We start from the raw sequence: 13,359 nt of genomic DNA on the forward strand, positions 1-13,359 counted from the left end.
GCCCCTTGATGCCAAGGCTTTGGGCGCTTAGACAGTCAGACCTGTCGTAAAATAGGAAGAGGATCCCGCTTATGAAAAACCCGCTCTTCGGCGCCGAATACAACTTTTCGGTAAGCAATGCCGGTTCCGCGAAGGCGATCGAACTCGGCGACCTCCCGACCTGGAAGCTTCAGGACCTCTATCCTTCCGCCACCTCCGACGCCTTCAAGGCCGACATGGCGAAGGCCGAAAAGGACTCTCTTGCCTTCGAAGCCAAGTGGAAGGGCAAGCTCTCGGACGCCGCGACCAAGAAGGGCGCAGACGGCATCGGCCAGGCGCTGAAGGAATATGAAGCGCTCGACGACATCATCGGCCGCCTCGGCTCTTTTGCCGGCCTCACCTATTTCTCCGACACGTCGAGCCCGGCCAACGGCAAGCTTTACGGCGACGTGCAGGCAAAGATCACCGATTTCTCCGGCCATCTGCTGTTCTTCACGCTCGAGCTCAACCGCATCGACGACGCCGTGATCGACACCTGCATGGCAAACGACCCCGATGCCGGTCACTATCGCCCCTGGCTGGTCGACCTGCGCAAGGACAAGCCCTACCAGCTTGACGACAAGCTGGAGCAGCTCTTCCTCGAGAAGTCGATGACCTCGGCCGCCGCCTTCAATCGCCTGTTCGACGAGACCATGGCCGAGCTGCGTTTCGAGGTGGATGGCGAGATGCTGTCGATCGAAGTGACGCTGAACATGCTGCAGGACCGCGCCCCCGAGGTGCGCCGAAAGGGCGCCATGGCGCTCGCCAAAACCTTCAAAGACAATCTGCGCATCTTCACGCTGATCACCAACACGCTCGCCAAGGACAAGGACATTTCCGACCGCTGGCGCGGCTTCGAGGACATCGCCGATTCAAGACACCTCGCCAACCGCGTCGAACGCGAAGTGGTCGATGCGCTGGCCGCCGCCGTTCGCGACGCCTATCCGCGCCTGTCGCACCGCTATTATACGATGAAGGCAAAGTGGCTTGGAATGGATCAGATGGAGTTCTGGGACCGCAACGCGCCGCTACCGGAAACCTCCAACGCCGTCATCTCCTGGACCGAGGCCAAGGACACCGTTCTCTCGGCCTACGGCAATTTCGCCCCCGAGATGGCCGCGATCGCCAAGCGCTTCTTCGACGAGGAATGGATCGACGCGCCGGTCCGCCCCGGCAAAGCGCCGGGCGCCTTCGCGCACCCGACCGTTCCCTCCGCCCATCCCTACGTGCTCGTCAACTATCTCGGCAAGCCGCGCGACGTGATGACGCTCGCCCATGAACTCGGCCACGGCGTGCACCAGGTGCTGGCCGGCGGCCAGGGCGCCCTGATGTGCCAGACGCCGCTGACGCTTGCCGAAACCGCCTCCGTCTTCGGCGAAATGCTGACCTTCCGCGCCCTTCTCGACAAGACCAAGGACAAGCGCGAACGCAAGGCGATGCTCGCCCAGAAGGTCGAGGACATGATCAACACGGTCGTGCGCCAAATCGCCTTCTACGAATTCGAGCGCAAGGTTCACACCGCCCGCAAGGAAGGCGAGTTGACGGCCGAGCAGATCGGCGAATTGTGGCTGTCCGTCCAGGCCGAAAGCCTCGGCCCGGCGATCAAGATCTCCGAGGGCTATGAGACCTACTGGACCTACATCCCCCACTTCATCCACTCGCCCTTCTACGTCTACGCCTACGCCTTCGGCGACTGCCTGGTAAACTCGCTCTACGCCGTCTACCAGAAGGCCGATCAGGGTTTCCAGGACAAGTATTTCGAGCTCCTGAAGGCGGGAGGCACCAAGCACCACTCCGAACTCCTCAAGCCCTTCGGCCTCGACGCCACCGATCCGTCGTTCTGGAGCAAGGGTTTGTCGATGATCGAGGGGCTGATCGACGAGTTGGAAGCGCTAGATAAGAGCTGAGGTGGAAGGAAGCGCCAGTAGCGCGCTTTTCACACCACGGAACCAAGAGTTGGGGCGTTACGCCGCCACAGGTCTCTTCTCCCCGACGGGGAGAAGTGCCGGAGCGTAGCGAGGCGATGAGGGGGGGCGGAGCGCAAGCGACGCCTTGAGCGAATGCGAAAGGCAATTGCGCCCCGTGGCCCCCTCATCCGCCTGCCGGCACCTTCTCCCCGTCGGGGAGAAGGGAGGTCGTCGCGCCGCCCCGCTTTATAAACAGGACCCAGCATGAACGGGCGCGCCCCCCACATCCTCTTCCGCGACGACACATCCGGCCAGGTCATGCTCTTCGCCGACCCGGCCGAGATCATCGTCGCCCACACCCGCGCCGAGGTGTTTACCGGCCTCGCCCGCATGGAGGAGGCCAGAAAGGCGGGCAAGTGGCTCGCCGGCTACATCGCCTACGAAGCCGGCCACCTCTTCGAGGACAAGCTCGCCGGCTTCGCCATCGAAAACCGCAAGACCCCGCTGCTGTGCTTCGGCGTCTTCGACCACCCACAACCGGACGGCCACCCGCTCGCCCAGCCCACGCAGCGCCTCGAAAACGAAGAGTTCCTGACGGCGCCGAAAGCCGCATGGGACTTCTCCACCTACAAGAACCGCTTCGACCGCCTGCACCACCACCTCATGCAGGGCGATTGCTACCAGGCGAACCTCACCATGCCGATTACGGCCCGCTGGTCCGGCGATGTCAGTGCCGCCTTCTGGTCGTTAATCGAACGACAGCCCGTGAAATACGGCGCGCTGGTCGATCTCGGCGGCCCGGTCATCCTCTCGCGCTCGCCCGAGCTCTTCTTCCGCACCGACGAGGAAGGCTGGATCGAGACGCATCCGATGAAGGGCACAGCAAGGCGCGGCGGCACCCCCGCCGAGGACGAGGCGATCAAGCAAGCCATGCTCGCCGACATCAAGACGCAGGCCGAAAACCGGATGATCGTCGACCTCCTGCGCAACGATATCTCCCGCGTCACGGAAGTCGGCACGCTCGACGTCCCAAAACTCTTCGACATCGAGACCTACCCGACAGTGCACCAGATGGTGAGCCACGTGCAGGCAAAGCTCCTGCCCAACCTCGAAATCCGCGACATCCTCGCCGCCCTCTTCCCCTGCGGCTCGATAACCGGCGCACCGAAGATCAGCGCCATGACCATCCTGCACGAGCTGGAAGACGGCCCGCGCGACGTCTATTGCGGCGCCATCGGCATGATCGCGCCATCAGGCGCCATGCGCTTTTCCGTCGCCATCCGCACGCTCACGCTCTTCGACGACGGCCGCGCCGTCTTCAATGTCGGCGGCGGCATCGTCATCGATTCCACCGCTGAAGCCGAATACGAGGAGTGCCTCCTGAAGGCCCGCTTCGCCATCGGCGACCAGCCGATCGCGGGAACCGGGAGCGTCTGACCGTGGCCGACTTCTCGCTGATCGAAACCCTGCGCTACGAGCCCGACACAGGCTTCATCCGCCTGCGCCTGCATCTCGCCCGCCTAACCCGCTCCGCCCGCCGCATTGGCTTCCCGCAGCCGGTGGGCGCGCTCGAAAAGCTGGAGCAAGCCGTCGCCGGCGCCACCACACCCCAGCGCGTCCGGCTGACCTTCGACGAGAGCACGAATATCGACGTCACAGCAGCCCCCTTCACGCCGCTCGCGCCCGACACCACCTGGACCATCCGCATCGCCGACCAGCGGCTCGCTTCCTCTGACAAGTTGCTGCGCATCAAGACCACGCGCCGCGCAGTCTACGAGAAAGCCAGAGCCGAATACGCCCCTCATGAAGCCGACGAGGTGCTGATGCTGAACGAGCGCGACGAGGCCTGCGAGGGCACGATCACCTCGATCTTCCTCGACGATGGCTCGGGCATGCTGCGCACGCCGCCGATCTCCTGCGGCCTGCTGGCAGGCGTATTGCGCACCGAACTCATCTGCCAGCGCAAGGCCCGCGTCGGCCGCATCACGCGCGATGACCTGAAGACCGGAAAACTCTACGTCGGTAATTCGCTGCGCGGGCTCATACCAGCAAGGCTCATTGACTAGGCAACGATCCGCAACCGATCCCGCCCGCCCTGCTTGGCATGATAGAGCGCCTCGTCGGCGCGCGCATAAAGCTCTCGCGCCGTATCGCCGGGGTGCAGTTCCGCGAGCCCGGCCGAGCAGGTGTAGGAGAAACTCGGCGCATTCTGGATCGGCCGGGCGCCGCGCACCGTGGTCAATATCCGCTCGATGATCAGCTCGCCCTGCGCCAAAGTCGTGTCCGGCAGGATCAGCATGAACTCCTCGCCGCCGATCCGCCCAAAGCTGTCGCGCCGGCGCACGAGGGGATGCACCCGGCGGGCGAAATCGACCAGTACGTCGTCACCCGTCTGATGCCCGTAGAGATCGTTGATGCGCTTGAAGAAATCGAGGTCGATGATGCAGATGCAGCCACCCACCGGTCTCGGCGCGGCATGCCCGTTGGCAAGACTGTCGAGCGCCGCCATCATGAAGCGGCGGTTGGAGACGCTGGTAAGCTCATCGGTCTGCGATGCCTTCAGCGCGAAGTCGCGATCCTGCCTGACATCTCGCTCGCTGGCCTTCAGATGCGTGATGTCGCTGGCGATGCAGAGCATCCAGCCGTCCTTCTGAACGGTCTCCGTCATCCACAGCCAGCGCCCGTCGACCACATCCGTCTCGAAGGCGCGAAACGGCAGCTTGCCGCGCCGCGATTGCGCCGAGACCAGCCATGTCTCGAAGTCGGATGTCCGGATGATCGTGCCCTTGCCGCTGCGCGTATTGCGCCGCATCAGGTCGGCCCATAGCGGGCACTCCTCGGGGTCCAAGGCAAAGGTCGTGCGAAAGGCCGGGTTTGCATAGCGCAGACGATCGTCCTGATCATAAAGCGCGATCAGGACGGAACTGTCCTCCTGCAATTCCGCAAGCCGCTCCGATATCTGGTTCATCCGATGGTTCCGGGGCGTGGATATAAGATGATTCGCAGTTTGAAGCAGAAATCTGAAAAGAAGATGGATGGTTTCGGCGCAATTGCACTATTCAGGTGTTTCGGAATGCGACGCCTTGGTTCACGAAGGCGATAGTCGCGCCGGAGATTTTGGAAAAGGTAAGGCGATGAACAGCGAACTGCGCGACCATATCCGCTTGCTTGAGGAGAGGTTGTTCGACCAGACGGTCCGCAACACGCGCAGCCTGCTTGAGACCCTGCTCTCACCGGATTTCCGCGAGATCGGCAGCTCCGGTCGCATCTATCTTTACGAGGAAATCATCACCGCCCTAGCGAAAGAGCCCAGCGATGGCACGACGCGCCAGCTGACCGATTTCGAAATTCAAACACTGGCATCCGACGTGGTTCTCGCCACCTATCGCTCGGAGCGCATGGTGCAGGGCGAGCTACCCGTCCGGGCGCTCCGCAGCTCCATCTGGCGCCGCGACGTCCACGGCGCGTGGCGGATGGTCTTCCATCAGGGCACGCCGGAGCGCTAGCCTTTGGGCTTTCGATCGCCGCTTGATCGAGGCGCTTTCCAGATATCGACCTCTGGCGGCGGAAGTTCGTTCTCGGTTCCCCAGGACGACAACCAGGCACACATCGCCTCGTTGGAAATGAACTCACCGCGATCGGCGGCCAGTATTGCGGCGTCGATAGACGCCGCCAGTTCGTCGTCATCAGCCATCGCCCGGCCTCTCGTCAGCTATTGCCAGCAGGCTAGCAAATCGGCACTTTGCTGACAATGACGCCACCGACCTACACGCCCTATGACGGCTCGGCCAAGCCTTTCACCATCGGCCTGATGCCGCTCGATCCCGACTGCTGGATCGAGCCGGATGCCGATTGGGCTCGCTATGTCGGCGAAAAGCGTGCGCTGGTCGAAATCCGTCGCGACGACGTCTTCGTGGCCGAAGCCGACACATCGGACGCACAGCGGGAAGCGCTCGACCTGCTGCGTCAGCATCTGCGCGAACGCCACCCCAACCTCTGTCCTGACGTGCCAGACACTGACAGCGATCTCCCGCCGCTGCTCCGCGCCGGCCTGATGATCCAGGACGATCTCGTCATCATGCGCCGCAAGCAGGATGGCTGGCATCTCGTGGCCGGTTTCGTCGCCTTCCCCTCCTCGTGGTCGCTACGGGAAAAATTCGGCCGGCCGATGCATGCGATCCATGCGGATGTGCCGGGCTTTGGCGAGGGCACGCGCAACGCCACCCTCATCCACCGCATCTTCGACAATCTGCAGGTCTCCCAACCGGTCGAGCGGCTGAACTGGTCGGTCAACACCTCGAACGCCCTCTTCCTGCCGCTCTCCAAGCACCGCCGCCCGCCGCAGGCCGAGCCGTTCACGCTGGCCGATCGCTTCGCCCGCGTCGAGCGCCAGACGCTGCGCAAGCTCCCTCGGTCGGGCGATATCCTCTTCACGATCCGCGTCTACGTCGATCCGATCTCCGCTATTGCCCATCACCCGCAGGCGCAAAGCCTGGCACTAAGCTTCGCAGCCCAGCTCGAAAGCCTCGACGAGCACCAGGCGGCGTACAAGGGACTGAGCCTGCATAAGCGCGAACTGGCGGCGAAATTGCACGCGTTTGCAAGCGATGACCGCTTCACCTGATATTTACATTCCCGGCCGGAACGCTCTTTATTGTGACGTGATTTTGTGATTAGAGCCGGTCACCTAGCGGTATTTGAACGATTTCAAATGAATTCTTAGAGGCCTCTCGCCTTCGTCGCCTTCCACAGGAGAAAAGAATGACGGAACAGAACCACCCGGTATATGCCGAAATTACCGGCCCGATCGTCATGATCGGCTTTGGCTCCATCGGCCGCGGCACGCTGCCCCTGATCGAGCGCCACTTCAAGTTCGACAAGAGCCGGATGGTCGTCATCGACCCGCGTGAAGAGCCCTCCGACATGGAGATCCTCAAGCAGCACGGCGTCCGTCACATCAAGGAATATGTGACGAAGGACAACTACAAAGAGCTCCTGAAGCCGCTTCTGACCGAAGGCGAAGGCCAGGGCTTCTGCGTCAACCTCTCTGTTGATACCGGCTCGCTCGACCTGATGAAGCTCTGCCGCAAGCTCGACGTTCTCTACATCGACACCGTCGTCGAGCCGTGGCTCGGCTTCTACTTCGACAAGTCCATGAAGAACGCCGACCGCACCAACTATGCGCTGCGCGAAACCGTTCGCAAGGAAAAGGCCAAGAACCCTGGTGGCGCCACCGCCGTTTCCACCTGCGGCGCAAACCCGGGCATGGTTTCCTGGTTCGTCAAGCAGGCGCTGGTCAACCTCGCAAACGACACCGGTCTCAAGTTCGACGAGCCGGATCAGCATGACCGCGAAGGCTGGGCCAAGCTGATGAAGAAGCTCGGCGTCAAGGGCGTGCACATCGCCGAACGCGACACGCAGCTCACCAAGAACCCGAAGCCGCTCAACGTCTTCTGGAACACCTGGTCCGTCGAAGGCTTCATTTCCGAAGGTCTGCAGCCGGCCGAACTCGGCTGGGGCACCCACGAAAACTGGATGCCGAAGAACGCCAAGAAGCACAAGAAGGGCTGCCAGGCCGCCATCTATCTCGAGCAGCCGGGCGCCAACACCCGCGTTCGCACCTGGTGCCCGACGCCTGGCCCGCAGTATGGCTTCCTCGTCACCCATAACGAGTCCATCTCGATCGCCGATTACTTCACGGTGCGCGACAAGGACGGCGAAGTGACCTTCCGCCCGACCTGCCACTACGCCTACCATCCGGCAAACGACGCCGTTCTGTCGCTGCATGAGATGTTCGGCAACGGCGGCACCGCGCAGCCGGTTCACCACGTTCTCGACGAGCATGAACTCGTAGACGGCGTCGACGAACTCGGCGTGCTGCTCTACGGCCACGAGAAGAACGCCTACTGGTTCGGCTCGCGCCTGTCGCTCGAAGAGACCCGTCGCATCGCGCCTTACCAGAACGCCACCGGCCTGCAGGTCACCTCGGCGGTTCTGGCCGGCATGGTCTACGCGCTTGAAAACCCGAAGGCCGGTATCGTCGAAGCCGACGAGATCGACTACAAGCGCTGCCTCGAAGTACAGCTGCCCTACCTCGGCCCGGTCGAAGGTCACTACACCGACTGGACCCCGCTCGATGGCCGCCCGGGCCTCTTCCCCGAGGACATCGACACCAAGGATCCTTGGCAGTTCAAGAACATCCTCGTTCGCTGATAGAAACGAGACCGAGATCACCAGATGCCCGCCGCAAGGCGGGCATTTTTGTAACGCCTGCTGTATAAATGCCCTGACGCGCGCAAGAAGCCTTGCCTTCCCGGAACGCTCGCGCCATGTGTTCGTTAACCAAGCGTTATGTTTTTCGGTCTGAACTTCCGGGAGAATCTTATGAGACTCAAAACCCTCCTCGTGATCGCGAGTGCTTCGGCGGCCCTTTCGGCCTGCGTTCCGCAGTCCCCGCGTCCGATGCCCGTTGCCGCCGCCCCGGCGCAGACAGGCGTGGAAGGCTCCTGGTCGGATCCGAACGGCATCATCTCCACCTTCCAGGCCGGCACGTTCACGACGCGCACGACCGACACCAACCAGATGCTGGCATCCGGCACCTACATCAACACGTCGCCGACGCTGGTTGAGATCAACATGACCTCGCTGGTGCGCAAGACGCAGTCCAAGGTCAACTGCGCGCTGGTCACCCAGAGCCAGCTCAACTGCACCTCCGACAGCGGCTCGCAGTTCAGCCTCAACCGCCACATGTAAATCGCCTCATATGGTCGATCGGAAAAGCTCCCCTCGCGGGAGCTTTTTTTGTTTACCGCTCTTGGAATGCACCCGCGCTGTCACAGGTTTTTCTCTTGCGGCCACTAAGGGTTGATGGAAACATCGACCGTGTAGGGACGGCGGGGCTTGGGGGACTGGTATCCGGCAAACCGGATCAGGTTCGAGCGTCGCCGATAAAACCAGGAGAACAGGATGACGAAATCGTTTCAATTCGGTCTGCTGACAGCGTCCGTATTGGCGCTGTCGAGCAGCGCCGCCTTTGCCGATTACCAGCTCAATATTTTGCACATCAATGATTTCCATTCGCGCATCGAGGCGATCAACAAGTTCGATTCCACCTGCTCGGCCGAAGAGGAGAGCAAGAAGGAATGCTTCGGCGGCGCCGCCCGCCTGAAGACCGCCATCGACCAGCGCCGCGCGGCATTGGCCGGCCAGAACGTGCTGACGCTGAACGCCGGCGACAATTTCCAGGGCTCGCTGTTCTACTCGACATACAAGGGCACCGCCGAACTGGAGATGGTCAACGCCATTAAGTTCGACGCCATGACGCTCGGCAACCATGAATTCGACGACGGCGAAAAGGCGCTGGCGCCGTTCATGGACAAGGTCGCCTTCCCCGTCACCGCCGCCAATGTCGAAATCTCCGACGCCTCGACGATCAAGAAGAAGCCGGAACCCTCGGTCGTGCTCGAGATCGGCGGCCAGAAGATCGGCATCATCGGCGTCGTCACCACCGAAACCCCGGAACTCGCCTCCCCCGGCCCGAACGTCAAGTTTACCGATGATGTCGCGGCCATCACCAAGGAAGCCGCCAAGCTCAAGGCCGAAGGCGTCAACAAGATCATCGCGCTGACGCATGTCGGCTATACCAGAGACCTCTCCGATATCGCCAAGATCCCGGATGTCGATGTCGTCGTCGGCGGCCACTCGCACACGCTTCTGTCGAACACCGATCCGAAGGCCGAAGGCCCCTATCCGACCATGGTCGACAATCCCGGTGGCTATAAGGTTCCCGTCGTCACCGCCGCCTCCTACAGCAAGTATCTCGGCGATGTCGTGATCACCTTCGACGACAACGGCGTCGTCAAGGAAGCCAAGGGCGATCCGATCCTGATCGACAGCTCGTTCACGCCCGATCCCGAAATCGCCGCCCGCATCACCGAGCTCGCCAAGCCGATCGAGGACCTGCGCAAGAAGGTCATCGGCTCCTCCGAGGGCCCGATCGAAGGCGACCGCAAGGTCTGCCGCGTCGAGGAATGCTCGATGGGCAACCTCGTCGCCGACGCGATGCTCGATCGCGGCAAGAGCCAGGGCATGCAGATCGCCATCCAGAACGGCGGCGGCCTGCGCTCGTCGATCGACGGCGGCGACGTGACCCAGGGTGAGGTCATCACCGTGCTCCCCTTCCAGAACACGCTCGCAACCTTCCAGCTGACAGGCGCCGATATCCGCGCGGCGCTGGAAAACGGCCTCGGCAAGATCGAGGAAGGCGCCGGCCGCTTCCCGCAGGTGGCGGGCATGAAGTACAGCTTCGACAAGTCGAAGCCGCCAGGCAGCCGCGTCGTCTCGGTCGAGGTCAAGGACGGCGACACCTTCGTGGCGCTTGATGATGCCAAGACCTATGGCGTGGTGACCAACAACTACATGCGCGCCGGCGGCGACGGCTATTCGATCTTCGCCACCGCGGGTAAGAACGCCTATGACTTCGGCCCCGACCTCGCCGACGTCACCGCCGACTTCCTCGCCGCCCATTCGCCCTACAAGCCCTATACGGATGGCCGCGTGACCGAGGTCGCCTCTTCGGCCGCAGCACCGGGACCGACGGCATCCGAGACGACCATACCGGCCGTCCCCTCGGCACCGGCAGCAACGCCGGCACCGGCCACGCCGGACGCAACGCCTGCTCCCGCCGCCCCGGCAGCAACGGCACCGTCCACGGAAGCCCCTGCGGCTCTCGCCCCGAACACGCCGACCACCCACGTCATCGCATCGGGTGATACGCTGTGGGATCTCGCCAAGCAGTTCTATGGCGACGGCACGCTCTGGAAGAAGATCTCCGAGGCCAACGGCAAGCCGACGCCCCGCCATCTGACTGTTGGTAAGGAGCTGCAGATCCCGTCCAAGTAAGCCTTGCGGCTTGACGGAATAAAGTATGACGATTTGTCCCAATGATGTGAGCCGGTCCGGGGTTTCCCGGGCCGGCTTTTGTTCCTATAGGGTGAACCATTCGATCTCGTCCGCGTATGAGCGGCTGAGCAGCAGAACTGAGGTTTGAATGACGACCGTTGATACCACGCACCATCCGTCGGCACACCCGAAGGTGAACTATGGCAAGGTGGGCGTCCTGCTCGTCAATCTCGGCACGCCTGACGGCACCGACTACACCTCGATGCGCCGCTATCTCAAGGAATTCCTCACCGACAAGCGCGTCATCGAGTGGTCGCCCTGGAAGTGGTATCCGATCCTCTTTGGCATCGTCCTGAACACCCGCCCGGGCAAGGTCGGCAAGGCTTACGAGCTGATCTGGAACAAGGAGAAGGACGAGAGCTATCTGCGCACCTACACCCGTAGCCAGTCCGAGCTGATGGCCGAACGGCTGAAGGATTTGGAGAACGTCAAGGTCGACTGGGCCATGCGCTACGGCACCCCCTCGATCGCCTCGCGCATTCAGGCGCTGAAGGACGACGGCTGCGACCGGATCGTGCTCTTCCCGCTCTATCCGCAATATGCAGCCGCCACCACCGCGACCGTCAACGACAAGGCCTTCCAGCACCTGTTGAAGATGCGCTGGCAGCCGGCGCTGCGCACCGTGCCCGATTATCACGACGACGACACCTATATCGAGGCGCTCGCCAACTCGATCACGAAGCATCTGTCGACGCTCGACTGGCAACCGGAAAAGATCATCGCCTCCTTCCACGGCATCCCCATGTCCTACTTCAAGAAGGGCGACCCCTATTACTGCCAGTGCCAGAAGACCGGCCGCCTGCTGCGCGAAAAGCTCGGTCTGTCCAAGGACCAGTTCATGGTCACCTTCCAGTCCCGCTTCGGCCCGGAAGAGTGGTTGCAGCCCTATACCGACAAGACGGTGGAGCAGCTCGCCAAGGACGGCGTGAAAAAGATCGCCGTCCTCAACCCTGGCTTCGTCTCCGACTGTCTGGAGACGCTGGAAGAGATCGCAGAGCAAGCCGCGCATTCGTTCCACGAGAATGGCGGCGAGAAGTTCGCGCATATTCCATGCCTGAACGACAGTGATGATGGAATGCGCGTGTTAGAGAAGGTGGTGCGGCGGGAATTGTTGGGGTGGGTTTGAGGGTAGCGGCTAGGAGGCTGTCGGCGTTTGCCGTGTGCACCCGTTAGCCGCTGCGGCCAGTGATACCCCCCTCTGCCCTGCCGGGCATCTCCCCCACAGGTGGGGAGATTGGCTGGGCGCAACCACTCGCTCCACGCTCATTGTTTGGCTGGGAGCAGACCACGAGTCGATCTCCCCCCTTGTGGGGGAGATGTCCGGCAGGACAGAGGGGGGTAACCCACGGCAAAACCGAGCCTACGCCCTCCCCACGTAGCCCCCCTCACACCCCCCTCCTATTCCCCCACAACAACACATGCAACTGCGGCAGCACCCGCGCCTCGAACCACCGATCCTCGGTCACCTTCCCCACCAGCCACAACATCCGCTCCATGATCCCGTCGATATCGATCCTGGCATCATCGTCATCGGCAGGCGGCGGCGTGTGGTTGCCGGGCTGCAGGTAAACCGGCAGATCCGGATATCGCCCCGCAACCTCCCGCGCATAGCGATAATCCCGCTCATCGAACACCACGATCTTCAGCGCGATCTCGGGCCCGCCGGCGGCCCTTCGCAGACAGTCCTCGAACTGCCCCCAATCCGTCTCCATGCCGCTCGACGGCGGCTTCGGGCTCAAGACCAGCGTGTCGAGATCGGCAAACCAATCCCTGGCGACACTGCCCTGCGTCTCAAGCGCGAACCGATAGCCCTCGCCATGTCCGCGCGCAATCAGCGGCCCGAGCGGCTGGATCGCCGGATTGCCGCCGGAGAGCGAAACAGTCAGTGGCCGCCCGCCTGAGAGCGAAACGACCTCCGCCCAGATCTCCTCCACCGACATCGGCGTCCACTGATCGCGGTATTCGCTGTCGACGGCATGCAGCGTATCGCACCACGAACAGCGGTAGTCGCAGCCGCCGGTGCGCACGAACACCGTGGGCAGGCCGATCAGCACGCCCTCGCCCTGGATCGTCGGCCCGAAGATCTCGCTGACGCGGATCTTGTGATCGGCGCTCATGGCCGGTACTCCGCCCATGTCTTCGGCGTCTCGCTGACCCGGACGGCGGATGTCTCCGGCAGGATCGCCTTGCACCAGTCGTAGAAATGCTTGGCGAGATATTCCGATGTCACCCGATCATGACCGAGCACCTCGTTCAGATGCCGGTGGTCGAAGCGATCGTCGATATAGCGCTTCAGCGGAGCAAGCTCGTGATAATCGCGCACGAAGCCATCCGCGTTGAGCTCTGACGCGGCAAGCTCGACGACGACGATATAGTTGTGCCCATGCAGCCGCGCGCATTGGTGATCGGCGGGCAGATGCGAGAGCTGATGCGAGGCGGAGAAGTGGAATTCCTTGGTGATGCGGAACACGGG

General features: G+C 62.5%; 13 protein-coding genes. 9 read left to right on the plus strand and 4 right to left on the minus strand.

The genetic code is table 11. From position 1 onward, the window contains the following. Positions 1 to 71 precede the first annotated feature (71 nt). The 3 genes from ACVTFQ_RS14375 to ACVTFQ_RS14385 all read left to right on the plus strand — a co-directional run bounded on the left by ACVTFQ_RS14375 (position 72) and on the right by ACVTFQ_RS14385 (position 3,991). Entirely contained in the window at positions 72 to 1,925 is a 1,854-nt protein-coding gene (locus tag ACVTFQ_RS14375; RefSeq protein ID WP_111563368.1) for a M3 family oligoendopeptidase, read from the plus strand. A gap of 264 nt (positions 1,926 to 2,189) precedes the next feature. Continuing rightward, positions 2,190 to 3,362: an aminodeoxychorismate synthase component I gene (locus ACVTFQ_RS14380; protein ID WP_111563369.1), complete on the plus strand. Its 1,173-nt coding sequence runs from the start codon at positions 2,190 to 2,192 to the stop codon at positions 3,360 to 3,362. A 2-nt stretch (positions 3,363 to 3,364) separates the two neighbouring features. Further along, positions 3,365 to 3,991 carry an aminotransferase class IV family protein gene (locus ACVTFQ_RS14385; RefSeq protein WP_111563370.1) on the plus strand — a complete coding sequence of 209 codons (627 nt, stop codon included), beginning with the start codon at positions 3,365 to 3,367 and terminating at the stop codon, positions 3,989 to 3,991. On the opposite strand, the gene ACVTFQ_RS14390 is transcribed toward ACVTFQ_RS14385, so the two are convergent. Then, positions 3,988 to 4,893 (minus strand): sensor domain-containing diguanylate cyclase, encoded by a 906-nt coding sequence (locus ACVTFQ_RS14390; RefSeq protein WP_047509475.1) that lies wholly within the window; start codon positions 4,891 to 4,893, stop codon positions 3,988 to 3,990. The genes ACVTFQ_RS14385 and ACVTFQ_RS14390 overlap by 4 nt on opposite strands. A gap of 166 nt (positions 4,894 to 5,059) precedes the next feature. Here ACVTFQ_RS14390 and ACVTFQ_RS14395 point away from each other — a divergent pair, with 166 nt between their 5' ends. Beyond that, complete coding sequence (locus tag ACVTFQ_RS14395; protein ID WP_111563371.1) at positions 5,060 to 5,431, plus strand: nuclear transport factor 2 family protein; 372 nt, start codon at positions 5,060 to 5,062, stop codon at positions 5,429 to 5,431. Here the strand turns inward: ACVTFQ_RS14395 and ACVTFQ_RS14400 are convergent. After that, entirely contained in the window at positions 5,428 to 5,619 is a 192-nt protein-coding gene (locus ACVTFQ_RS14400; protein ID WP_111563372.1) for a hypothetical protein, read from the minus strand. The genes ACVTFQ_RS14395 and ACVTFQ_RS14400 overlap by 4 nt on opposite strands. Before the next feature lie 57 nt (positions 5,620 to 5,676). Between ACVTFQ_RS14400 and ACVTFQ_RS14405 the strand changes: the two genes are divergently transcribed. From ACVTFQ_RS14405 to hemH, 5 genes are all read left to right on the plus strand, one after another. Then, positions 5,677 to 6,549 carry a heme-dependent oxidative N-demethylase family protein gene (locus ACVTFQ_RS14405; RefSeq protein WP_111563373.1) on the plus strand — a complete coding sequence of 291 codons (873 nt, stop codon included), beginning with the start codon at positions 5,677 to 5,679 and terminating at the stop codon, positions 6,547 to 6,549. Positions 6,550 to 6,686: 137 nt separating this feature from the next. Next, positions 6,687 to 8,138: a homospermidine synthase gene (locus tag ACVTFQ_RS14410; RefSeq protein WP_047509483.1), complete on the plus strand. Its 1,452-nt coding sequence runs from the start codon at positions 6,687 to 6,689 to the stop codon at positions 8,136 to 8,138. A 171-nt stretch (positions 8,139 to 8,309) separates the two neighbouring features. Beyond that, positions 8,310 to 8,678, plus strand: a complete 369-nt coding sequence (gene omp10, locus ACVTFQ_RS14415) for an outer membrane lipoprotein Omp10 (protein WP_026283239.1) — start codon at positions 8,310 to 8,312, stop codon at positions 8,676 to 8,678. A gap of 213 nt (positions 8,679 to 8,891) precedes the next feature. Continuing rightward, on the plus strand, positions 8,892 to 10,826 hold the full coding sequence (locus ACVTFQ_RS14420; RefSeq protein WP_111563374.1) for a 5'-nucleotidase C-terminal domain-containing protein: 1,935 nt from the start codon (positions 8,892 to 8,894) through the stop codon (positions 10,824 to 10,826). 148 nt (positions 10,827 to 10,974) lie between these two features. Next, on the plus strand, positions 10,975 to 12,012 hold the full coding sequence (hemH, locus tag ACVTFQ_RS14425) for a ferrochelatase (RefSeq protein WP_111563375.1): 1,038 nt from the start codon (positions 10,975 to 10,977) through the stop codon (positions 12,010 to 12,012). 259 nt (positions 12,013 to 12,271) lie between these two features. On the opposite strand, the gene queE is transcribed toward hemH, so the two are convergent. Next, a complete protein-coding gene (gene queE / locus ACVTFQ_RS14430; protein ID WP_162725562.1) occupies positions 12,272 to 13,003 on the minus strand; it encodes a 7-carboxy-7-deazaguanine synthase QueE in 732 nt (243 codons plus the stop codon). Then, positions 13,000 to 13,356 carry a 6-carboxytetrahydropterin synthase QueD gene (gene queD, locus ACVTFQ_RS14435; protein WP_111563377.1) on the minus strand — a complete coding sequence of 119 codons (357 nt, stop codon included), beginning with the start codon at positions 13,354 to 13,356 and terminating at the stop codon, positions 13,000 to 13,002. Before queD ends, queE begins: the two co-directional genes overlap by 4 nt. Positions 13,357 to 13,359 lie beyond the last annotated feature (3 nt).

Source organism: Rhizobium sp. O111, from assembly GCF_055616315.1.